Consider the following 21461-nt stretch of genomic DNA (forward strand, 5'->3'; position numbering starts at 1 on the left):
GAAACTGCGCCAGGCGGCACCGGAAATGCGCCGCCTCGCCAGCCAGGATCCGCAGCTCTACGCGCCGCGCCGCGGCCAGCTCGACGACCAGGGGCGCCTCACGCCGCAGAGCCGCACTGTGCAGGAAGACGACCAGTTGGAGATCCCGGCGTTCCTGCGCCGCCAGGCCAACTAAGTTAAAGCGCGCCGCGACAGGCGGCGCGCTTTAAGCCTTGTTTGATGCATGTCGTTTCTCCCAAAACCGCTGCACACTTTTGGGCGACATGCACTAACGATATATAACAGTTGTTAACAGGCAGGTGGGGAATCGTCTGCCTGTTGGCGTTAAAAGCTCGTCTAAAACAAAGCGTTACGGACGCTTTCTCGTTCAATCTCGCGGTTACAGAGGGTAAGAAACCGTGATTTGGAGTCTCCCAGACGGGCCATTATCTTCGCGTCGGACTTAAGTCGGTTTGCCGGGATTCGGGGAGTTGGCCCTGCCTGCCGATCATATCAGAGCCGCATGCCCTGTTCATTGCCGCGTTGCGCGGATGCCAGATGATCCATCTGGTTGAAAATGCTCAGAGGCCGACAAAGCGGACGCTGGCAGCTAGGGCTTATGGGGTTTGTCTTGCACGACTATCAGACGACAGTTAAAGCGCGCGTGACATTGACCGGCACGGGCGTCCACAGCGGCAAGCCCGTCACTGTTCATTTCCTGCCCGGCGACGCCGATACCGGCATCGTGTTTCACCTTTCGAATGGCGGCGAGGGGCGCGAGTTTCGCGCGCTAGTCTCTGAGGTCGGGGCCACCGACCTTTGCACCATGCTCGGCGATCCGGCAGGTGAGCACATCGGAACCGTCGAACACCTCATGGCGACAGTGTTCGGACTCGGCATCGACAACCTCATCATCGAGATCGACGGTCCGGAGGTTCCCATTCTCGACGGCAGCGCCGTGGCCTTTGTCGAGGCTTTCGACCAGGCGGGCATCGAGACGCTGGCGGTCAAGCGCCGCTATATTCGGGTGGTCAAGCCGGTTCGTATCGAAGCCGGCGCATCCTGGGCGGAGTTCCGCCCTTATGACGGCACGCGATTCGAGGTGGAGATCGATTTCGAGAGCCCGGCCATCGGCCGCCAGCTCTTTGCCTCCGACATCAACCCCGACATCTTCCGTCGCGACATCGCGCGTGCGCGCACCTTCGGCTTCATGAAGGATGTCGAGCGGCTGTGGGCCGCCGGCTACGCGCTCGGCTCGTCGCTAGAGAACTCGCTGGTCATCGGCGACGACAACCGCGTCATCAATGTCGGCGGACTGCGCTATCCCAACGAATTCGTCCGCCACAAGACGTGCCATGGGCGACCTGGCGCTTGCCGGCGCGCGCTTCATCGGCTGCTTCCGCTCCTATCGTGGCGGCCACCGGATGAACGCGGCGGCGCTGCGCCGCCTGCTGTCCGACCGCACGGCCTTCGAGATCGTCGAGACGCAGCGCCGCGAGCGCGGCCGCGTCGCCGAGATGATCGCCGTCAGCGGACCGGTCTACGCGCCCTGGGTGATCTGAAGCGGTCTTTGCTTAGCTTCCGCGCCTGATCTCATAGGCCACAGGTCCGAGCCGCAGGCACAGCGTTTCCAATGCTTCCGGCCTGTAACGTTTCCTTTGCGACCGACGACGTAGCATCCCGCATGGTGTCGCGAGGCGTGGTCGCCGGGTTTGATGTGGGGCAGGGGTGTGTGGTAATAATGCATCACCGGAGCGCCAAATCGCGCGGTGGGCTCAGCGCTATGCCGCCGCCACAAAAATGTGCGATTGGCCGGACATAGCGTTGCCGGGCAAGGGGATAATGGTTTATGGCTGCGGCCCGGACCGAAACGACGCCGAAAGGGCGGGATCCAAACATGTTTTTTTCGCGAGTTGGTCAATCGAGGGCGCCGTATAGGGCTGTTTTCCTGGCGTTTTCGTTGGTCGTCCCGTCGCTGCTGCTGTCGGCCTGCATGTCGTCCGAGAAGGACGTCAATCTGGCGACCTATGTCGACCAGACCGAACCCGCAGACGTCCTCTACAACCAGGGCCTCGCCAACCTGAATGCCGGCCGTCTCGATGAGGCGAGCAAGAAGTTCGACGCCGTCGACCGCCAGCATCCCTATTCGGAATTCGCCCGCAAATCGATGGTGATGGGCGCCTTCGCCGACTATCGCGCCGGCAACTACGACGAGGCGATCGGTTCCGCCAAGCGTTACCTGACGCTTTATCCGTCGACCGACGATGCCGCCTATGCGCAGTACATCATCGGCTTGAGCTACTACCGGCAGATCAAGGACGTCACCCAGGATCAGAAGGAGGCACGCCAGACCGTGCAGACCATGCAGGACCTGGTGACGCGCTGGCCGACCTCCGAATATGTCGACGACGCCAAGGACAAAATCCGCTTCGCCACCGACCAGCTCGCCGGCAAGGAGATGCAGATCGGCCGCTACTATCTCGAACGCCGCGAATATATCGCCGCCGTCAAGCGCTTCCGCACCGTGGTCGAGACTTACTCCAACACGCGCCATGTCGAGGAAGCGCTTGCGCGCCTGACCGAAGCCTACTACGCGATGGGCCTGACTTCGGAAGCGCAGACTGCCGCGGCGGTGCTCGGCACCAACTATCCGGACAGCCAGTGGTACAAGGATTCCTACAAGCTCCTGCAGAGCAACGGGCTTCAGCCGCGTGAAAATGCCGGATCGTGGATCGCCAAGGCCGGGAAGCTGATCACCGGCGCCTGACACCCCTGATGCTGTCCAGACTGTCGATCCGCGATATCGTCCTGATCGAGAAGCTGGACATCGACTTCTTGCCTGGACTTTCGGTGCTGACCGGAGAGACCGGCGCCGGCAAATCCATCCTGCTCGATGCGCTGTCGCTGGCGCTTGGCGCGCGCGGCGACGCTTCTCTCGTCCGCCATGGCGCGGCACAGGGCCAGGTCATCGCGGTGTTCGACGTGCCACGCAACCATCCGGCGCGTGCGCTGCTTTCTGACAATGCCATAGAGGATGACGGCGACATCATCCTGCGTCGCGTGCAGACGGCCGATGGCCGCACGCGCGTCTTCGTCAACGACCAGCCATCCAGCGTCACCTTGATGCGCGACGTCGGCCGCGCGCTGGTCGAGATTCACGGCCAGCATGACGAGCGCGCGCTCGTCGATCCCGGCGCCCATCGCGAATTGCTGGACAGTTTCGGCGGCCATCTCGGCGCCGTGCGCGGCACGGGCGAGGCCTGGCGCTACTGGCGGAACTGCGAGCAGGAGCTTTCGCGGCACCGCGCCAGGGTCGAGGCGGCGGCGCGCGAGGCCGATTATCTCAGGGCCTCCGTCGCCGAGCTGGCGAAGCTCGATCCGCAACCCGGCGAGGAGACCGAGCTGGCCGAATTGCGCGCCCAGATGATGCGCGCCGAAAAGATCGCGTCCGAGATCCACGATGCGCAGGATGTGCTGTCGGGGCCGTCTTCGCCGCTGCCGCAGCTCGCCAGCTTGTTGCGGCGGCTGCAACGCAAGGCAGGCGAAGTGCCCGGCCTGCTCGACGACGTGGTGAAGTCGCTCGACGAGGCCATGATCTCGCTCGACGCAGCGCAATCTAGCGTCGAGACGGCGCTTCGCGCCACCGAATACGATCCGCAGCGCCTGGAAAAGGCGGAAGAGCGGCTGTTTTCGCTGCGCGCGGCCTCGCGCAAGCACAATGTCGCGGTCGACGATCTGGCGCAACTGCGCGACACGATGGCGGCCGACCTTGCCGATCTCGACGCGGGGGAGGAGCGGCTGCACGGGCTTGAGAAACAAGCCGCCGCCGCACGCGAGGCTTACGAGATATCCGCGGCGCAGCTCTCTTCGCTGCGCCATGCAGCGGCAGCCGGCTTGACCAAGGCGGTGATGGCCGAATTGCCGGCTCTGAAGCTCGAGCGGGCCGAGTTCGTCGTCGAGATGGTGAGCGATGCCGAAAGCCGCATGGAGGACGGCATCGATCAGGTCGAGTTCTGGGTGCGCACCAATCCGGGCACCAGGCCGGGGCCGATGATGAAAGTGGCATCCGGCGGCGAGCTGTCGCGCTTCCTTCTGGCGCTGAAGGTGGCGCTGGCTGACCGAGGTTCGGCGCCGACTCTGGTCTTCGACGAGATCGACACCGGCGTCGGCGGCGCGGTGGCCGACGCCATCGGCCAGCGATTGGCACGGCTCTCGAAGCGGGTGCAGGTGCTTTCGGTCACCCACGCGCCGCAAGTAGCGGCGCGCGCCGCCACGCATTTCCTGATCTCCAAGTCCGGCGGCAAGGATCGCGTCGCCACCGGCATCGCCGAGATGGACCGCGCCGCGCGCCAGGAAGAGATCGCGCGCATGCTGGCCGGCGCCACAATCACCGACGAGGCACGCGCCGCCGCTGAACGGTTGCTGCGCGAGAATACGGCGGCAGCTTAGGCTGCGTTGATATTCAGATGATTCCGGGCTGACCTGAATCTCATCACACCCTGCAAAGCTCTGTTTCCCCGGCTCGGAGGATGAGTCAGCAGATGGCTGCATCCTGCTGTTCAGGAATGATTTTTGCGCAAGCCGACTCCCTGCCGGCGAATCCTGATTTATAGTGGCCCGCCACAATTCGAGGACCGCGCTTCATGTCGGAAAAACCAGTCGAATCGCTGAGCGAAAGCGAAGCCGCGGAGGAGCTGAAGCGGCTGGCGGTGGAGATCGCCGAACACGACCGGCGTTATCATACGGAGGACGCGCCGACGATCTCGGACGCCGAGTATGACGCGCTTGCGCGGCGTAACCTTGCCATCGAGGAGCGCTTTCCCGATCTCGTGCGCGAGGACTCGCCGTCGCGCCGGGTCGGCGCGCCGCCGGCGGAAGGTTTTGCCAAGGTACGCCACGCAGTGCCGATGCTCAGCCTCGCCAAGGCCTATACCGACCAGGACGTCGCCGATTTCATCGAGCGCGGCCGGCGTTTCTTCGACCGCGACAAGGATCTCGACATCGCCTTCACGGCCGAACCGAAGATCGACGGGCTGTCGGCTTCGCTGCGCTATGAAAACGGTGTGTTCGTGCAGGGCGCGACGCGCGGCGACGGCGCGGTCGGCGAGGATATCACCGCCAATCTGAAGACCATTGGCGATATTCCGAAGGCGCTGAAGGGCTCAGGCTGGCCCGATGTCATCGAGATCCGCGGCGAGGTCTATATGACCTATGCCGAATTCGAGGCGCTCAAGCAGCGTTCGGCGGCTGTCGGCGGCCAGGACTATGTCAACCCGCGCAACACGGCGGCCGGGTCGCTGCGCCAGAAGGACCCATCGGTCACCGCCAGCCGCAACCTCAAATTCTTCGCCTATGCCTGGGGCTATACCACGGCGGATCCGGCTCCGACCCAGTATGGTTCGGTGCAGAAATTCGCCGAGTGGGGGTTCAAGGTCAGCCCGCTGATGGTGCGGGCGAAGTCGATCGACGAGCTCATTGCTCACTACCACCGGATCGAGGAGCAGCGCTCCTCGCTCGGCTACGACATCGACGGCGTCGTCTACAAGGTCGACCAACTGGAGCTGCAGCGCCGCTGGGGTTTTGTCACCGGCGAGCCGCGCTGGGCGGTCGCCCACAAATTCCCGGCCGAGCAGGCGATGACGACGGTCGAGAGGATCGACATCCAGGTCGGCCGCACGGGCACGCTCGCGCCGGTGGCGCGGCTGGCACCGGTGACGGTCGGCGGCGTGGTGGTGGAAAACGTCACGCTGCACAACGAAGACTACATCAAAGGTTTCGACAGCAACGGCCAGCCGATCCGTGACGGCATCGATGTCCGCATCGGCGACACGGTCGTCATCCAGCGGGCAGGGGACGTCATCCCGCAGATCGTTAGCGTCGTCATCGACAAGCGGCCTCCTGATGCGGTGCCTTACGAATTCCCGCATACCTGTCCGGTGTGCGGCTCGCCGGCGACGCGTGAGATCAACGAGAAAACCGGCAAGGAAGATTCGCGGCGCCGCTGCACCGGAGAGCTGATTTGCGCCGCGCAGGCCGTGGAGGGACTACGCCACTTCGTATCGCGTGGCGCGCTCGATATCGAAGGGTTGGGCGCCGAGAACATCGACCTCTTCTTCAATGCCGGGCTGGTCAGGACCGCGGCCGACATCTTCACGCTGAAGGATCGCCGGCCGGCCGTCACCAAGGCGCTGGCCGAGCGGCGCGAGGAGCAGGCGAGACTGCGCGAAGAGGCGTCGGGCAAGACGCGCAAGAATGTGCGCAGCGTCGAGGAGCGCAACTACGAGGGCCTCGACAAGCTGTTTACGGCCATCGACGCGCGCCGCGAGCCGGAGCTCGACCGCTTCATCTTCGCGCTCGGTATCCGCCATATCGGCGAGACGACGGCAGCTGTGCTTGCCCGCCAGTTCTCGACCATCGAAGAGCTGATCCGTGTCGGCAAGGAGACGGCGAAGGCGGAGGATCCGCACACCGTCTTCCCCTCGATCAACGGCATCGGCGATACGGTGATCGGCGCGCTGCGGGACTTCTTCGGCAACGAGCGCAATGACGACGTGCTCGACGCGCTGCTCGCGCAAGTCCACCCGAAGCCCTATGTCGTCGAGATTTCGGCCGGCAGCGAAGTCTCCGGCAAGACAGTGGTATTCACCGGCACGCTGGAAAAGATGACGCGATCCGAGGCCAAGGCGATGGCGGAGCGTCTCGGCGCCAAGGTCGCGGGCTCGGTTTCGGCGAAGACCGATCTGGTGGTGGCGGGGCCGGGTGCCGGCTCCAAGCTCAAGACCGCGACCGACCTCGGCATCGAGGTGATCGACGAAGATACCTGGCTGCAGCGCATCGGCAGGAGCGGCTGATGGCCGGCGCGTTCAAGGGTTTTGGCGAGAAGGCAATCCCGTTCCTGAAGGCGCTCGACTTCCATCAGAGCCGCGAGTGGTTCCAGGAAAACCGCGATCTCTACGAGCGCGAGCTGCAGGAGCCATTCTGCAATCTCGTCGAGGCGCTCAGCGAGCGTTTTGCGGCGGCGGGACTCGGCCTGCGCGGCGACCGCAAGAAGTCGCTGTTCCGCATCAACCGCGACGTGCGCTTTTCCAAGGACAAGCGGCCCTACAACCGCCATTTGTCGGCCATCCTGTCGCCAGACGGCACGAAGATGGAGCAGGGCGTATTCTACGTGCATATCGGGCTCGAGCGCTGCTTCGCCGGCGTCGCCTGGTGGCAGCCGGCGCCGGAACTGCTGCAGGCGATGCGCAAGGCGATCGTGATAAAGCCGGCGCTGTTCCGTGGCATGGTGGCGGCGCTGAAGAAGGGCGGGCTGGCGCTCGATGCGGAAGACTGCCTGAAGCGTGCGCCGCGAGGCTTCGAGGATGTCGCCGAAGCCGATCTTGCCCAAGCCGTCCGCAACCGCCATTTCGTGGTCCGGCACGACATCGATCCCGCCGCCATCCACACGGCGGCACTGGTCGACGGCCTTGTCGACTTCACCTTGCGCGCCCGACCGCTCCTCGACTGGGGCAGGGCGATCCAGGGCAAGACCGGATAACCGGAAATCCGTTTCGCGATCAGTTCCGCTGATCGTCGGCTCAAGCGAATTGGTGTGACAAGGAAGGCGACGCTCCCTACATCAAGTCGCTCAAGGGAGCAGTTGGATGTCGGCGGAAGCTATCTCCGAAAGCGGCGTGAAGAGTGATTTCTGGGACGGCGTGCGGCTGTCGATGCCGGTCGTCGTCGCTTCGGCGCCGTTCGCGGTGCTGTTCGGCGCGCTCGCCGTCGACAACGGCTTTTCCGTTCTCGAAGCCTTCCTGATGAGTGCCATGATCTATGGCGGCGCCAGCCAGATGGTCGGCATCGAGCTGTTCGGCCAGCATGTCGCGCCGTGGCTGATTGTGCTCTCCATCTTCGCGGTGAATTTCCGCCACGTGCTCTATTCCGCCGGCATCGGCCGCCGCATCGCGCACTGGCCGGTGCTGCAGCAGGCACTCGGCTACTTCATCCTGACCGATCCGCAATATGCCGTGGCCGAGGCGCGGGCGGCCTCGGGTCAATCGGTGGGGTTCGTCTGGTATCTCGGGCTCGGCCTGCCGGTCTATGTGTTCTGGGTGGCCGAAAGCGCGCTTGGCGCGGTGTTCGGCAAGCTTATTCCGGACACGCATGCGCTGGGCATCGATTTCCTGCTGCCGATCTACTTCCTCGGCCTAGTCCTCGGTTTCCGCAAGCGGCCGCTGTGGCTGCCGGTGGTCGCCGCGAGCGCGGCCGCCTCGATCGTCGCCTACAAGACGGTCGGTTCGCCCTGGCATGTCTCGATTGGCGCCATTGCCGGTGTGCTGCTGGCGGTGATCTTGCCGCCACACCACAGCGGCGTGGGGAAAAGGCCATGAGCACGACCTTCTGGATCATCCTTGCCGGCGCGGTAGCCACCTATCTCACCCGCGTCGGCGGCCACCTCGTCATCTCGCGCTTCGACAACATCCATCCGCGCGTCGAGGCGGGCTTGAACGCCGTGCCGGCCGCGGTGCTGACGACGCTGGTGGCGCCGGCCGCACTCGGCGCGGGGCCTGCCGAGTGGGCGGCACTGATCGTCACGGCGATCATGTCGCTGCGCGGTGGCCTGATGGCGATGTTTTTGGCCGGCGCTGCGGTGTTGATCCTGGCCAGGCAGTTCGTCGGGTAGGGCGCGCCCTGCTCTGCGCGCCTAGATCTTGGCGTCGTGCGGTAGCGCCGCGGTGGCTTTTTCCAGCCAGGCCAGCGTCTCGCCATCCACCATTGGGCCGATCTCCGCCAAGACCCGTGCGTGATACTGGTCGAGCCAGTGCAGTTCGTCGCGCGTCAGAAGATCGGTGCGGATGAGGCGCTTGTCGATCGGCGCCAGCGTCAGCGTCTCAAAGCCATGCACCGCAATGTCGCCGCCTTCGATCTGTTCGGCGGGCGTGACAAGAATGAGGTTCTCGATGCGGATGCCGTAGGCGCCCTCCTTGTAGTAGCCCGGCTCGTTGGAAAGCATCATGCCGGCAAGCAGCTTCTCGGTGCCGGTGCGGGCGATGCGTTGCGGCCCTTCATGCACGGCAAGATAGGAGCCGACTCCATGGCCGGTGCCATGGGCGAAGTCGCAGCCATGCTTCCAAAGCGCCATGCGGGCGACCGCGTCGATCTCCGAGCCGCGCGTGCCGGCCGGAAAGCGCAGCGTCGAGATGCCGATCATGCCTTTCAGCACCAGCGTGAAGCGCTCGCGCATCTCCTCGGTCGGCTGGCCGATCGGCACGGTGCGGGTGATGTCGGTGGTGCCGTCCTGGTACTGCCCGCCGGAATCGAGCAGGAACAGCTCGCCGCTCCGAAGCTTTCGGCTGGTGGCGCGCGAGACGCGATAATGCATGATGGCGCCGTTCGGCCCGGCGCCGGAAATGGTGTCGAAGGAGACGTCGCGGAGCGGCATCTGCGTCTCCTCGCCGGTCTGCCGGCGCACCTCTTCGAGCCTGGTCACGACGTCGATCTCGTCGAGTGTGTCCGGCATCTGCCGGTCGAGCCAGCAGAGCAACTTCGCGACCGCGGCGCCGTCGCGGCGGTGCGCGGCGCGGCTGCCGGCGATCTCGGCCTGGTTCTTGGTGGCGCGCGGGATACGGGCGGGGTCGGCGGCCGAAACGACCTTGCCGCCGTTGTCCTCGACCAGCATCTTCAGCTTTTCCGCCGCCAGCACGGGATCGAGCGCGATCTTAGCGCCATGCTTGGCAAGGTCGGCGACGGCCGCTTCGAACTCGCCCGGATCGTGCAGGTCCGCAAGCTGGGTGAGATAGGCGGCGACCTGGCGCGAGAATTTGCGCGGGTCCATGAAGAGCTGGTGCTTGCCGTCGGCGGCGAGGATGGCGAAGCCGAGCGCCAGGGGCGTGTGCGCCACGTCGCCGCCACGGATGTTGAAGGCCCAGGCTATTGAGGAGGGGTCGGTGAGCACGGCGTGGGTCGCGCCGTCCATTTCGATCGCGCCCGCCAGCCGCGCCAGCTTGTCCTTGGCGAGTTCGCCGGCGAAGGCGATCGGGTGGAGCTCCACCGGTGCGCGCGGCGGCTCCGGCTGGTCCTTCCAGATGACGTCGATCGGGTTCTTGTCGAGCGGCACCAGTGTCGCGCCGGACTGCTCGGCCGAAGCTTTCAGCGCCTTGACCTCGCCGATCGAATGCAGCCAGGGATCGAAGCCGAGCCTGGTGCCCTTGCCGAGATTGTCCTTGATCCAGGAGGCCGGCGGATTGTCGACAAGGCTCTCGACGGTGAAGATCGAAAGGTCGACCTCGCCCCTCACCTGCAGGGTGTAGCGGCCGTCGACGAAGATGATGGCGCGGTCGCGCATGATGATGGCGACGCCGGCCGAGCCGCTGAAGCCGGTCAGCCATTTCAGCCGCGCCGAGCGGTCGGCGACATACTCGCCCTGATGCTCGTCGGCGCGCGGCACCATGAAGCCGTCCAGGCCGTTCTCAGCCAGCCATTCGCGCAACATCGCCACACGCGGCTTGCCGACGGCCGGATCGCCGGCGGAATCAAAGGTCTGGAACATGGTCGTCTCCCTCGAATGCGAGCCGCGACCGTAACGCATACACCTTCAAACCGGAATCAGTTTCGGCAGGGCCAGGCGGGATTGAATCGAGTCTGATTCACCGCTTGAGGTGGATGGTCACCCAGCCCTCGCGATGCAGGGTGCGGACGTGGCGGAAGCTCTGGCCGACATAGGCAGAGATCACCGCATCGCGCTGGCGGTCGAGGATGCCGGAGAGCACCAGTGAGCCGCCCAGCCTGACGTGCCGGGCCATCTGTGGCGCCAGCCGCATCAGCGGCCGCGCCAGGATGTTGGCGACGATCAGGTCGAAGGGCGCGCGTCTGGCGAAGATCGGATGGTGGAAGCCGGGCGCCGTCACCGTCTCGACGAGCGCCTTGACATGATTGAGCCGCGCATTGGTGGCAGCGACGCCCACCGCGACGGGATCGATGTCGGTCGCAAGTACCGGAATATGCGCGAGCTTCGCCAGCGCAATCGCCAGCACCGCGCTTCCTGTTCCGAGGTCGAGCGCGTCGCGCGGTCGCTCGCGCAGCACCACCTGTTCCAGCATTTCGAGGCAGCCGGCGGTGGTGCCGTGATGGCCGGTGCCGAAGGCGAGGCCCGCCTCGATCTCGATGGCGAGATCGCCGCTGCGGCGCTTGCCGCGATCATGCGCGCCGTGAACAAAGAAACGTCCGGCGCGGACCGGCTTCAGCCCTTCGAGCGAACGCGCCACCCAGTCGATGTCGGGGAGCGCCTCGCGTTCGACCCGCTTCGGCAGGGCGAGGCCCGCGAGAATGTCCTTGATCCGGGCTTCGACGGCATCGACATCGCCATCGGCGTAGAGCGACACTTCGTGGATGTCGTTGGCTTCGTCTACCTCCAGCACGGCAAGCGGCAGGCCTTCGTCTTCGAAGGCGGCGTCGAACGCCGCGAAGATGCGGTCGGCCTCGGCCTTGCCCGCGGTGAAATGGAGCCTGGTCTGCCCCATCAGGGCCGCTCTTGTTTAAGCATGATCATTTCCGAGAACCGGTTCCCACTTCTTGCTACGCCGACCTTCGGTTCGGGATCATGCCTGGCCGCCCGCCGCAAGCCGCTTCAACTTGGCAATGGCGGTGTCGGCGCTTTCGCCATAGGCGATCGTGCCGGCGAACTCGCCCTTGGCGTTGAGCAGCAGCACCGATGCCGTGTGGTCCATGGTGTAGTCGCCGTCGCCGGTGTCGACCTTCTTCCAATAGATGCCGAAGGCCTTGGCCATGGCATGGACCTTATCGGGATCGCCGGTGATGCCGGTGATGCGGTCGGAGAAGTTGCTGACGTAGGAATTGATGATCTGCGGCGTATCACGCTCCGGGTCCACCGTAACGAAGTAGGCGTTGAGGTCCTTGCCGTCGTCGCCCATCGCCTTCAGCCAGCCGGCCAGTTCGAACAACGTGGTCGGGCAGACTTCCGGGCAATGGGTGAAGCCAAAGAAGACAACGCTCGGATGCCCCCTGAACGCGGCCTCGGTGATCGGCACGCCTTTCTGGTCGGTCAGCGCGAAGGGCGCGCCGTATGGCTCGCCGCTGTACAATTTCCTGTACCATTGGAATGTCATGACGCCGGTGATCGCAACCATCAGCACCAAGATGCCTACGAGGATAAATCGCATTATGGGCGAGGGTTGGTTAGCCATTTCGATCTGCCGAAGGCGGGCTTGAGAGTGTTCGGAACAGCGGTTTGTCAATGACCTATCAAAACCGCGCTTCATTCTCGTATCACCATAGTTATCGGAAAGATCGACTCAAAGATGTCGCGATGCCGCAACCGGTGTCGGCGCTTGTACCAAGCACCACGCGCGCCGCAATACAAATGTGAACGATGCTCCAGAGACGCGCGAACGTGCTTGCAAACTGGACAGTCCTATCCCACCTGACATCGGCTAAACGCGAACCCGAGGAGGCTTCCTTGCGAAAACTGATCGGCTTGATTGCCGCGTGCCTTGCCCTGAGCGCCGGCGCTGCGGTGGCGGACGAAGTCGGCAAGGTCGGCGTCGACTGGGTCGGCAACGACATCATGATCGACGCGATCAAGGATCCGAAAGTCGACGGCGTCACCTGCCACGTCGCCTATTTCGACCGCAGCATCATCGATCGGTTGCACAAGGGCAACTGGTTCGAGGATCCGTCGGATTCGTCGATCTCCTGCCGCCAGACCGGGCCGATCACCATCGGCGACATCGACATGAGCGAGGGCGGCGAGGAGGTGTTCAAGCAAGGCCTCAGCCTGATCTGGAAGAAGCAGGTGGTGAACCGCATCTTCGACAGGAAGAACGAGACGCTGATCTACCTCTCGCATTCGCGCCAGGTGCAGAACGGCTCGGCGAAGATGTCGGTCACGACCGTGCCGCTCTACGGCCAGAACGTCGTTTGGACGAAGGGCAAGCCGCAATAGGCCCGATCGGCCTCAAGCGCGTCGCGATCTTTCAGATTCGCTCCATGCGCTTAGGCTTTTTGATTTTACGCATGTCTTTGTCCCGAAACCGGTTCGGGAGACATGCTTTAAGCGAGCGATCGGTGCCGCTTGCGGGAGCAATCGCGCGGGCGTAAAGCCGCGCCATGGACCGTCCTGAACACCTCGTCCTCAAAGATCCCGAGCCGCACATCCATCCGACCGCGGAGCTGAAGGGATGCAAGCTCGGCCGCTATGCCTCGATCGGCGAGCGGGTGATCCTGCGCGATGTGACGGTCGGCGACTTTTCCTATTTCGAGCGGCATTCGGAAGCGATCTACACGACGATCGGCAAGTTCTGCTCCATCGCCGCCAACAGCCGTATCAACGCGCTCGAGCATCCGATCGAGCGGTTGACCCAGCACAAGGTCACGTACCGGCCGAACGAGTATTTCCGCTGGCTTGGCGTCGACGCGGCATTTCGCGAGCGGCGGCAGGCAAAGCCGGTCAGCATCGGGCACGATGTCTGGATCGGCCATGGCGCCGTCATCATGCCTGGTGTGGCGATCGGCAATGGCGCCGTCATCGGCGCCAACGCGGTGGTGACGCATGACGTGCCGCCTTACGCAATCGTCGCCGGCGTCCCGGCGAAGCCTCTGCGCCAGAGGTTCGCCGCCGACGTCGCGGCGCGCATCGAGAACCTTGCCTGGTGGGACTGGGCGCCGGAAAAACTCGCCAGGGCGATCCCGGACATGCAGTCATTGCCGATCGAGGCCTTCCTCGATCGTTGGGAAGGCGCAACACTCTGATTCTCGATGATTTTCCGGAAGACGGTGCCCCTCCCGCCATGCGGGGGTGGCGCAGCGGAAGGGGCTGGAGGTAAACCGCCGTGAAGCGGAAGCAGCAGGCTTTTGACCTGCACCGGCACTATGGCAGCAAACGGATAAGGTGTTTTTTCCGGGAGCTGCCCTTCTGGCGTGTGTTCAATTGCACCGGATGCAGTCGCGAAATAGCGTCGCCAGGGAACCGGGAGCGGCTGCCACTTGTTTTTGATCAGGATTCAGCCTTCGGCCGAACGCTTTGGCCGTTCACGGATTTTCGATGATCGAGAAGTTTTTCACCAGGATCGCCAATACCGTAGCGCATCTCGCCGGCATGCCGCCGACATTTGCCCTGTGCTGCTTGGTCATCGTCGTTTGGGCACTGAGCGGCCCGATCTTCGGCTTTTCGGATACTTGGCAACTCGTCATCAACACCGGGACTACGATCGTCACCTTTTTGATGGTGTTCCTGATCCAGAATACCCAAAATCGTGACAGCGCGGCCATCCAGACCAAACTCGACGAATTGATCCGGGTCAGCCGGGCCCACAACACCTTCATCGGCATCGAGCATCTGACTGAATCCGAGGTCGAGGAGATCCGCGAAAAATGCGAAAAGGCCGCAAAGCGGCATGACCGGGAGGTCGCCGCGGCGGCCGTGAAGAAAGCCGCGCAAAAGCACGCTCCCAAAAAACACGCCGCTTGAGCGCAGCCTTGTCGTTCGGGCACGACCTTTGCGAATTAAAGAAAAGATTGGCGCGGTAAGAACCGGACCTGCTCAGCTTATGGGCTTTCGGCTCGTGCGGGGTTCTCTAGCGGTTCATAAAGGCCGCGAACGCGTCCTTGTGATCCGGATGCCAGCGCGACAGGGCAGGGCGGTTTTCGATGATGTCGCCGATCGCCCAGGCTATGCGCTTTTCATCCGTCGGCCGCGCAACCTCGTTGTCCGGGCAAAGGATGTAGAAGTCGTCCTGCTTGAGCGATGCCAGCATGAAATCGATCACCTGCTCGCCGGTCCAGGCGCCGGCCGGCTTTTCCGTCGCGCCTTCGGTCAGGCCGGTATAGGTGAAACCCGGTATCAAGAGGTGTGCGGAGACCTTTGCTCCCGGCTCGTTGCGCAGCGCATGCGCCAGCCCCTCGGTAAATGTCTTCACGCCCGCCTTGGAGACGTTGTAGGCGAGATTGCCGGGCGGGGTGGTGATGCCTTGCTTGGAGCCGGTGTTGATGATCAGGCCCAGCCTGCCCGTCGCCAGCATGCGGGGCGCGAAGGCCTCGACGCCATGTACAACGCCCCAGAAATTGATGTCGAGCAGCCGCTTCCAGGCGTCACGGTTTTCCCACGGCTTTCCCGGATTGTTGCCGACCCCGGCATTGTTCATCAGCACTGAAACCGCACCGAATGCGCCATAGGTGAGTTCCGCCAGGCGGTCGACTTCGTCGGCACTGGCGACGTCGGTGGGAATCGGGAGAACGGCATCGTCCCCGGCGATGGCGGCGACCGCCTGCCGGGCCTGGTCGAGACGCACGCCGCCGATATCGGCAATCACCGTCTTCATGCCCATGGCCGCGAACCGTTTCGCCGCGGCAAGGCCGATGCCGCTGGCGCCGCCGGTGACGACGGCGACATTGCCGGCGGCGAAAGCGGGCAGGGCGGTCTGGATTTCGGCGTCGCTGGTCATGATCGATGTCCTTGTTCCGGTCGAGCCGAACTTAACGCCGGTCAGGGCCGAGACAAGCCTTGATCGCCGCAATGGACGACCGCGATGGCGGCAACGGGTTGGCCGCGATGGCGGCAACGGGTTGACCGCGGCAGCGTCCGCCGCGCATGCTGCAAAGAAAAAGGAGCTCGGCATTGACCGATTGGATCGGAATCCTGAAAGAGCAGACCGCCACCGGCGAGCAGATGGGCCGCGATGTGCCGAAGATGCTTGCCGACCCCAATATCAGCGAGGCGCAGGTCAAGACGCTGTTTTCGGCGCTGGAACAACAGGCGGATTTCGCCGAAAAGCTGCGCCTGGCGCTGGAGAAGTTCGGCCATGACTTTCCCGTCATCAAGGCCGCGGAGCGGCTGGAAGAGCGCTATGCCGATCTTGCGGCTTCCGCGGCCGAGAAGCTGAAGGCGATGCGGCAGTAACAGCCGCTACTTTTCGATGAGCCGTTCGAAGCGCCTGTCCGGCACGAACCATATCATCGCCACAGCCACATAGAGGGCGACGCCGATCCACTGGTTGACGTAGGTGAGCAGCACACCTGCGATGTAGATCGCCAGCGAGATCTTGCCTTTGCGGTCACGGCCCACTGCCTTGGCAAATGTCGTGTCCGCGCCATGCAGATGGCGCAACTCGATGACGAGAATGTAGTAGGCGAACGCGCAGAGCGCGAGGTCGACGCCATAAACGGCGACGGGCACCGGCGCGAAATGGTTCTCGCCCATGAAGGCGGTCGTCACCGGCATCAGCGACAGCCAGAACAGCAAGTGCAGGTTCGCCCATAGTACGCGGCCATCGACCCGCTGAACGGTGTGGAACATGTTGTGCAGATTGTTCCAGTAGATACCGACGTTGATGAAGGACAGCACGTAGCTGAAGAAGATCGGCCACAAGGGTGCCAGCGCTGAAAAGTCCTCACCGTGCGGGACCTTCAGCTCCAGCACCATGATGGTGATGATGATGGCCACGACGCCATCGGTGAATGCCTCGACCCTTCCCTTGCCCATGGTTCCTCCGTCATCGGTCGACAAACGTTACGGGAGGATTTCGCGCAAGGCCATACTGCCAGAATTGTCAGGAGGGCGTTCGGCAAGCGCGCAGGCCGCCACTACATGGGGCCGGGGGTTTGCAAACTGGCCGGAGGTTCCGATGACCAGCTACGCTCAGACCATCACACGCGACAAAGAACTTGGCGGCGGTATCGCAATGGCAGTCGTTGCGGCCATGATCGCAGCGCTCTTTGCCGGCAGCACCGCGCTGACGCCGCTCTACGTGATCTACAAACAGGCCTTCGGCTTCTCGCAGATCACGCTGACGCTGGTCTACGCAGTCTATGTGGTCGGCAATCTGGCGGCGCTGCTGTTTTTCGGCCGATTGTCGGACATCGTCGGTCGCCGTCCGGCAGCCATGGCGGCGATGGGCGTCGCCGTGGTCAGCGCCCTGTTTTTCCTCTTCGCCGAAAATCTGGCGTGGCTCGACGCCGCCCGTATCCTCAGCGGGCTCGGCATCGGGATCGGCGCGGGAACAGGCACCGCCTGGCTCGCCGAGCTGATCGAAGGCGAGGACAAGTCGCGCGCCGCCATCATTGCCACAAGCACCAACTTCGTCGGCCTTGGCCTCGGCGCACTGACATCGGGGTTGCTCGCCGAATATGCGCCCTGGCCGCTCAGACTGACATTCGCCGTCTATCTCGCACTGCTGGTGCTGGTCATGCTGCTGATCTGGCGCACCCGCGAGACCGTGTCTGAGCGGAGGCGGCTCTCAGACATCCCGATCCGGCCGCGGCTTTCGGTTCCCGACAGCATCCGCGCGCGGTTCGTGGCGCCTGCGGTGACCGGCTTCGGCGCGATGGCTCTTGTCGGCTTCTATGCGGCGCTGGCGCCGAGCGTTCTGGCCCAGCAACTGCACGTCACCAATCACGCCGAGGCCGGCGCACTGTTTTTCGAGCTGGCGGTCGTGACAGCCGCGACAATCCTGGCGACGGCACGGCTCGCCAGCCGCACCGTCATGCTGGCGGCACTTGTCCTGATGATACCGACGGTGGCGCTGGTCGTCGCCGCGCAGGTCTTTGCGTCGATGGCGATGATGATCGTCGCCACGGCCTTCTGCGGCGTGGCGGCGGCGCTCGGCTATCGCGGCGGCCTGCAAGTGGTGAACCACATCGCGCCGGCCGACCGCCGCGCCGAAGTGGTCTCGGCTTTCTTCATCTGCTGCTTCTGCGGCAACGCGTTGCCGGTGATCGGCATCGGCATGCTGTCGAGCCTGACGAATGCAACCGTCGCCAGCCTGGCCTTCGCCGGCATGATCACGATCTTCTCGCTGGTGGCGCTGGGGTTCGGCGCACGCTACGCGAAGTGATCTCGGGCAGCCGGCGCGTCCTCAGCCGTTCGGCGTCTCGGGCGAGAGGTGCGCACGCTGGCGCGGCACGCCGAGGCCGGTGTCCGGCGGTTCGCCGGCGGCCGGGCGGTCCTCGATCATGTGCATGGTCCGCCAGCGGCCGAAACGATAGTAGGCGGCGGCGAGCGCCAAAGAGGCGATCGAGCCGGCCGGAAAGCTCCACCACAGCGCTTCCTCGCCGATGACGCTTCGCATGGAATAGGCAAAGCCGGTGCGCACGATCAGCACCGAGATGATCAGGATGACCAGCGGCGGCATGACCGCGCCGGTGGCGCGCACTGTGGCGAAGAGCACAATGGTGATGCCGAACAGGATGAAGGACCAGGACGCCACCTTGTTGATGTGGGCGGCGATGCCGATCGCCGTGCTGTCGCCGCTCAGGAAAAGACCGAGCACCGGGCGGTCGAAGAGGAAAATCAGCGCCACCAGCGCGCCGGTGAGCACGAGGTTGAACCCGACGCCCGAAGCGGCGACCTTGCCGATGCGATCCCAGCGTCCGGCGCCGACATTCTGCGCCGCCATCGAGGAGACGGCGGCGCCGATGGCCAGAGCCGGCATCTGGATATAGGTCCAGAGCTGCGCCGCGATGCCATAGGCTGCCGCGACCTGGGAGCCGTAGGAGTTGACGATGCCCATCACGGTCAGCGCCGCGGCCGAGATGACGATCATCTGCAAGCCCATCGGAATGCCCTTGAAGACGACGATACGCAAAAGCGCCGGATCGGGCTTGAGCAGAGCGAGGTCGCTGCCCGCCAGTCGCAAAGGGTGCTTGCGCGCATAAAGCACGATCAGGATGGCGATCACGCTCACCGCCTGGCCGATCAGCGTCGAGGTGGCCGACCCGGCGATGCCAAGCGCGGGGAAGGGGCCGATGCCCCGGATCAGGAGCGGGTTCAGGACGACGTCGAGCACGACCGCCAGCGCCATGAAGACAAATGGCGTGCGCGAATCGCCAGCGCCGCGCAGCACCGTCATGACGAAGGACAAAAGATTCATCATCGGCACGGCGACGAAGATGATGCGCAGATAGGCGCGCGCCAGCGGCAAGGCGTCCGCCGGCGTGCCGAGCCCGGTGAGGATGGCGTCGACCCAGATCCAGCCGCAGACCGCGAAAACCACCGAGACGAGGAAGAAGAAGGTGGCGCTCGTGCCGACGATGCGCCGTGCCTCCGGCAGGTCGCGGGCGCCGACGGACTGCGCGACCAGAATGGTCGCCGCCATGCCGATGCCGAAGACCGTGCCGAGGATCAGAAACAGCACCAGATTGGCATTGGAGGTCGCGGTCAGCGCCGCTTCGCCGAGGAAGCGGCCGACCCAGACGGCGTTGATCGAGCCGTTGAGCGACTGCAGCACGTTGGAGCCGAGCACCGGCAGGGCAAATAAAAGCAGCGTGCGGGGAATGGGGCCGCTGGTCAGGTCGCTGGTCCGCCGGCGAGCGGGCTTGTCATCATCCATCGCGGGGCACCGAAAATGAATCAGGCCCGCGATCCTATCGCAGGCCTGTTTCGCATACATCCATTTCCGCCAGATCGGTGCCTGCGCTACCCGCCTGCAGGGTGAGCCGTATTGGAAGGGCCGGGCGCGAAATCCACGCCTTGCCCCCAAATTTCCACCGTCTATTGCCGATAGAGGATCATGCCGGCATGGTGCAGGATGCCGTCAACGAACTCGCCGTCGGCGGAGAAGCCGGTGTCGTCCCAATAGTCGATGTGGCTCGCATTTATCTCGTAGCGTCCCTCGTAGGCTTGCTCACGATTGCCGCGTGCCTCGACATAGCGACCGGTGGGCAGGAGTTCATGCCGGATATGGCCATCTGCCGTAACCCACATGCCGACGTAGGGATGGGTAGCATCGGTCATGCTCATTTGCCTTCCGCCTTCTGCCGATAGTAGTGTGCAATATCCTCCGGTTTGACCACCCGAGCGTAATTCAGCTCCTGACGGATCTTCCACGCGCCGTCGATGCAGACCCAGCCGAGCTGCGAGCGCCCGTCGAATGCGACGACCTCTCCGTCGAGGCGGCTGATCTGCCCGACAAAACCGATCGTCGTGGAGGCGATATTGCCTCCCGCAATCTGATCCTCACCGCCGGTGAGCGCGTGGAGAACGGAGCGCGCGCCATTCTGCAGATCCTCCCAGTTGGCTCCGTAGACAGCGGCGTTGTCGAAAAGCTGTGTCGAGCCGGGCGCGAAGTTGTCGTAGAAAACGCCCCGAGGCCTGTTCAAATCATAATAGCGGCTCATCTTCTCGGCGAAGACGAAAGTGGGATCTCCCTCATGGCGTTCCCACCCCTCCATGATCCATGATTTGTGAAGTGCAAGTGGAGCGTTGGCTCCGTCCTGCGGACAGGGTTGGGCCGCGACCGGTTCAGCCAGGGCCAGCAGGCAGGCTGCGAGAAATAGTGCTTTCATGTCGATATTCCTTCTGGTTGTCGAAAGGCACCAAAAGGTTGGACGAGAATCGATGTTGCGTGTATCTGTCGAATGCTCGACTAAGTGGTTAGCAGTGTTTGACAATGCAGCTAGACTATAATCTTCTCCCCCTCTTTCTTGCCGTGGCCGAGGAGGATAATTTTCGCGCCGCCGCTGATCGTCTAGGGGTCACCCGCTCTGCCGTCAGCCAGGGGATACGACGGTTTGAAGACAGTTTCGGTGCGATGCTCGTCACGCGGACCACCAGGGCCGTGCGCCTGACTGAGGCGGGGCAGCGGCTCTATGAGGCGCTCTGTCAGCCGATGTCCGATATCGCGCAGGTGCTCGAGGGTGTCGATGGCGACCAATCCCCCCGGGGGAGGCTGAGGATTGCGGTCACCTCGATTGCCGAGCCGTTTCTGTCCGGTCCTTTGTTGGCGGCCTTTGCCGAAGCGCATCCGCACGTGATTGTCGATGTCACCGTAACGGATGAGGAATTCGACATCGTTGCCGCCGGGTTCGATGCGGGGGTTCGGTTGGGCGAGGTCATAGAGCAGGACATGATCGCCGTGCCTGTCGGTGGACAAGTGAGAGAGGCTGTCGTCGCTTCTCCTGAATACCTCGTGGCGAACGGTATGCCGGAACATCCCCGCGATCTGGTCCGCCACCGCTGCATCGGTTGGCGCCGTTCGCCGGAAATCGCGCCTTACCGATGGGAATTCGAAGAAAACGGCACTTCCTTCAATGTCGCGGTTGAGCCGCAGATCACCACAAATGATTTGCGCCTCATGCTGCGCAGTGCGATGGCTGGGGCTGGTATCACCTTCGCTACCGAGGAGACTTTCCGCCCCTACGTCGAGAGCGGCGCGCTCGTCTCCTTGCTTGAGCAATATCTGCCGTCATTTCCGGGCTTTTTTCTATATTTCCCAAACAGAAGGAATATGGCCCCGAAGCTGCGGGCCCTGGTCGATCATATCAAGGCCGGCAACTCAGGCGGACGTCGCGGTCGATCGCGCTGACCACCACCGACCCCTTATCGCCGCGAGCACGGCAAAGTCAGCTTGTTCTCGCCGGCTCGGAGAGGCCAATTTTAGATGGTTGCGAGCCCGCGATGTTATCGCCAGCCCGTTTCATATGCATCCGCCCAGATCGGTGCCTGCGGTACCGGCCGCAGCTCTAGCTAGGGTCAGGACCCATTAATTTGT

General features: G+C 63.8%; 19 protein-coding genes and 3 pseudogenes. 14 read left to right on the top strand and 8 right to left on the bottom strand.

Annotation, left to right across the window (positions count from 1 at the left end):
* The 8 genes and pseudogenes from DH10_RS32560 to DH10_RS32595 all read left to right on the top strand — a co-directional run.
* Positions 1–175: pseudogene (locus DH10_RS32560) on the top strand (cell division protein FtsZ); the annotation flags it as partial.
* Between the two features lie 423 nt (positions 176–598).
* Positions 599–1541: pseudogene (gene lpxC, locus DH10_RS32565) on the top strand (UDP-3-O-acyl-N-acetylglucosamine deacetylase).
* A gap of 335 nt (positions 1542–1876) precedes the next feature.
* A complete protein-coding gene (locus DH10_RS32570; protein WP_192243148.1) occupies positions 1877–2746 on the top strand; it encodes an outer membrane protein assembly factor BamD in 870 nt (289 codons plus the stop codon).
* Between the two features lie 8 nt (positions 2747–2754).
* Positions 2755–4428 carry a DNA repair protein RecN gene (recN, locus tag DH10_RS32575; RefSeq protein ID WP_192243146.1) on the top strand — a complete coding sequence of 558 codons (1674 nt, stop codon included), beginning with the start codon at positions 2755–2757 and terminating at the stop codon, positions 4426–4428.
* A gap of 194 nt (positions 4429–4622) precedes the next feature.
* The gene (gene ligA, locus DH10_RS32580) at positions 4623–6830 is read left to right on the top strand and encodes an NAD-dependent DNA ligase LigA (protein ID WP_192243144.1); all 2208 of its coding nucleotides are present in this window, start codon (positions 4623–4625) and stop codon (positions 6828–6830) included.
* Positions 6830–7516 (top strand): DUF2461 domain-containing protein, encoded by a 687-nt coding sequence (locus tag DH10_RS32585; protein WP_192243142.1) that lies wholly within the window; start codon positions 6830–6832, stop codon positions 7514–7516. Before ligA ends, DH10_RS32585 begins: the two co-directional genes overlap by 1 nt.
* A gap of 106 nt (positions 7517–7622) precedes the next feature.
* Positions 7623–8351: an AzlC family ABC transporter permease gene (locus DH10_RS32590; RefSeq protein ID WP_192243140.1), complete on the top strand. Its 729-nt coding sequence runs from the start codon at positions 7623–7625 to the stop codon at positions 8349–8351.
* Complete coding sequence (locus DH10_RS32595) at positions 8348–8644, top strand: AzlD family protein (RefSeq protein ID WP_192243138.1); 297 nt, start codon at positions 8348–8350, stop codon at positions 8642–8644. The genes DH10_RS32590 and DH10_RS32595 overlap by 4 nt, the downstream gene beginning before the upstream one ends.
* A 21-nt stretch (positions 8645–8665) precedes the next feature.
* On the opposite strand, the gene DH10_RS32600 is transcribed toward DH10_RS32595, so the two are convergent.
* From DH10_RS32600 to DH10_RS32610, 3 genes are all read right to left on the bottom strand, one after another.
* The gene (locus tag DH10_RS32600) at positions 8666–10510 is read right to left on the bottom strand and encodes an aminopeptidase P family protein (RefSeq protein WP_192243136.1); all 1845 of its coding nucleotides are present in this window, start codon (positions 10508–10510) and stop codon (positions 8666–8668) included.
* A 97-nt stretch (positions 10511–10607) separates the two neighbouring features.
* On the bottom strand, positions 10608–11480 hold the full coding sequence (locus DH10_RS32605; RefSeq protein ID WP_192243134.1) for a 50S ribosomal protein L11 methyltransferase: 873 nt from the start codon (positions 11478–11480) through the stop codon (positions 10608–10610).
* 78 nt (positions 11481–11558) lie between these two features.
* On the bottom strand, positions 11559–12143 hold the full coding sequence (locus DH10_RS32610; protein ID WP_312891175.1) for an SCO family protein: 585 nt from the start codon (positions 12141–12143) through the stop codon (positions 11559–11561).
* A 293-nt stretch (positions 12144–12436) separates the two neighbouring features.
* Here DH10_RS32610 and DH10_RS32615 point away from each other — a divergent pair, with 293 nt between their 5' ends.
* The 3 genes from DH10_RS32615 (at position 12437) to DH10_RS32625 (ending at position 14446) form a co-directional block, all read left to right on the top strand.
* Positions 12437–12922, top strand: coding sequence for a CreA family protein (locus tag DH10_RS32615; protein ID WP_246505803.1), 486 nt, complete (start codon positions 12437–12439; stop codon positions 12920–12922).
* 164 nt (positions 12923–13086) lie between these two features.
* Positions 13087–13728 (top strand): DapH/DapD/GlmU-related protein, encoded by a 642-nt coding sequence (locus DH10_RS32620; RefSeq protein WP_192243130.1) that lies wholly within the window; start codon positions 13087–13089, stop codon positions 13726–13728.
* Positions 13729–14020: 292 nt separating this feature from the next.
* Positions 14021–14446 carry a low affinity iron permease family protein gene (locus DH10_RS32625; protein ID WP_192243128.1) on the top strand — a complete coding sequence of 142 codons (426 nt, stop codon included), beginning with the start codon at positions 14021–14023 and terminating at the stop codon, positions 14444–14446.
* Between the two features lie 106 nt (positions 14447–14552).
* Here the strand turns inward: DH10_RS32625 and DH10_RS32630 are convergent, their stop codons facing one another.
* Positions 14553–15419: an SDR family NAD(P)-dependent oxidoreductase gene (locus DH10_RS32630; RefSeq protein ID WP_192243126.1), complete on the bottom strand. Its 867-nt coding sequence runs from the start codon at positions 15417–15419 to the stop codon at positions 14553–14555.
* Positions 15420–15592: 173 nt separating this feature from the next.
* Here DH10_RS32630 and DH10_RS32635 point away from each other — a divergent pair, with 173 nt between their 5' ends.
* Positions 15593–15874, top strand: coding sequence for a hypothetical protein (locus DH10_RS32635; protein ID WP_192243124.1), 282 nt, complete (start codon positions 15593–15595; stop codon positions 15872–15874).
* Between the two features lie 6 nt (positions 15875–15880).
* On the opposite strand, the gene DH10_RS32640 is transcribed toward DH10_RS32635, so the two are convergent.
* Positions 15881–16456: a TMEM175 family protein gene (locus tag DH10_RS32640; RefSeq protein WP_192243122.1), complete on the bottom strand. Its 576-nt coding sequence runs from the start codon at positions 16454–16456 to the stop codon at positions 15881–15883.
* A gap of 142 nt (positions 16457–16598) precedes the next feature.
* Here DH10_RS32640 and DH10_RS32645 point away from each other — a divergent pair, with 142 nt between their 5' ends.
* Positions 16599–17807, top strand: a complete 1209-nt coding sequence (locus DH10_RS32645) for an MFS transporter (RefSeq protein ID WP_192243120.1) — start codon at positions 16599–16601, stop codon at positions 17805–17807.
* 21 nt (positions 17808–17828) lie between these two features.
* Here DH10_RS32645 and DH10_RS32650 read toward each other — a convergent pair whose 3' ends face one another.
* The 3 genes and pseudogenes from DH10_RS32650 to DH10_RS32660 all read right to left on the bottom strand — a co-directional run bounded on the left by DH10_RS32650 (position 17829) and on the right by DH10_RS32660 (position 20256).
* On the bottom strand, positions 17829–19301 hold the full coding sequence (locus DH10_RS32650) for an MATE family efflux transporter (protein WP_192385787.1): 1473 nt from the start codon (positions 19299–19301) through the stop codon (positions 17829–17831).
* A 161-nt stretch (positions 19302–19462) separates the two neighbouring features.
* Positions 19463–19696, bottom strand: a pseudogene (locus tag DH10_RS32655) (Atu4866 domain-containing protein); the annotation flags it as partial.
* Between the two features lie 11 nt (positions 19697–19707).
* Positions 19708–20256, bottom strand: a complete 549-nt coding sequence (locus tag DH10_RS32660; protein ID WP_192243113.1) for a hypothetical protein — start codon at positions 20254–20256, stop codon at positions 19708–19710.
* Positions 20257–20360: 104 nt separating this feature from the next.
* On the opposite strand from DH10_RS32660, the gene DH10_RS32665 reads away from it, so the two are divergent.
* Positions 20361–21275, top strand: a complete 915-nt coding sequence (locus tag DH10_RS32665; RefSeq protein ID WP_192243111.1) for a LysR family transcriptional regulator — start codon at positions 20361–20363, stop codon at positions 21273–21275.
* Positions 21276–21461: the final 186 nt, after the last annotated feature.

Source organism: Mesorhizobium silamurunense, assembly GCF_014843825.1.
Taxonomy (GTDB): domain Bacteria; phylum Pseudomonadota; class Alphaproteobacteria; order Rhizobiales; family Rhizobiaceae; genus Mesorhizobium; species Mesorhizobium silamurunense.

Bases quoted from the DNA above. Each gene is read 5' to 3' on its own strand.
- DH10_RS32570 (WP_192243148.1), top strand. From the start codon at position 1,877: ATGTTTTTTTCGCGAGTTGGTCAATCGAGGGCGCCGTATAGGGCTGTT.
- recN (WP_192243146.1), top strand. From the start codon at position 2,755: ATGCTGTCCAGACTGTCGATCCGCGATATCGTCCTGATCGAGAAGCTG.
- ligA (WP_192243144.1), top strand. From the start codon at position 4,623: ATGTCGGAAAAACCAGTCGAATCGCTGAGCGAAAGCGAAGCCGCGGAG.
- DH10_RS32585 (WP_192243142.1), top strand. From the start codon at position 6,830: ATGGCCGGCGCGTTCAAGGGTTTTGGCGAGAAGGCAATCCCGTTCCTG.
- DH10_RS32590 (WP_192243140.1), top strand. From the start codon at position 7,623: ATGTCGGCGGAAGCTATCTCCGAAAGCGGCGTGAAGAGTGATTTCTGG.
- DH10_RS32595 (WP_192243138.1), top strand. From the start codon at position 8,348: ATGAGCACGACCTTCTGGATCATCCTTGCCGGCGCGGTAGCCACCTAT.
- DH10_RS32600 (WP_192243136.1), bottom strand. From the start codon at position 10,510: ATGTTCCAGACCTTTGATTCCGCCGGCGATCCGGCCGTCGGCAAGCCG.
- DH10_RS32605 (WP_192243134.1), bottom strand. From the start codon at position 11,480: ATGGGGCAGACCAGGCTCCATTTCACCGCGGGCAAGGCCGAGGCCGAC.
- DH10_RS32620 (WP_192243130.1), top strand. From the start codon at position 13,087: ATGGACCGTCCTGAACACCTCGTCCTCAAAGATCCCGAGCCGCACATC.
- DH10_RS32625 (WP_192243128.1), top strand. From the start codon at position 14,021: ATGATCGAGAAGTTTTTCACCAGGATCGCCAATACCGTAGCGCATCTC.
- DH10_RS32630 (WP_192243126.1), bottom strand. From the start codon at position 15,419: ATGACCAGCGACGCCGAAATCCAGACCGCCCTGCCCGCTTTCGCCGCC.
- DH10_RS32640 (WP_192243122.1), bottom strand. From the start codon at position 16,456: ATGGGCAAGGGAAGGGTCGAGGCATTCACCGATGGCGTCGTGGCCATC.
- DH10_RS32645 (WP_192243120.1), top strand. From the start codon at position 16,599: ATGACCAGCTACGCTCAGACCATCACACGCGACAAAGAACTTGGCGGC.
- DH10_RS32650 (WP_192385787.1), bottom strand. From the start codon at position 19,301: ATGGATGATGACAAGCCCGCTCGCCGGCGGACCAGCGACCTGACCAGC.
- DH10_RS32660 (WP_192243113.1), bottom strand. From the start codon at position 20,256: ATGAAAGCACTATTTCTCGCAGCCTGCCTGCTGGCCCTGGCTGAACCG.
- DH10_RS32665 (WP_192243111.1), top strand. From the start codon at position 20,361: ATGCAGCTAGACTATAATCTTCTCCCCCTCTTTCTTGCCGTGGCCGAG.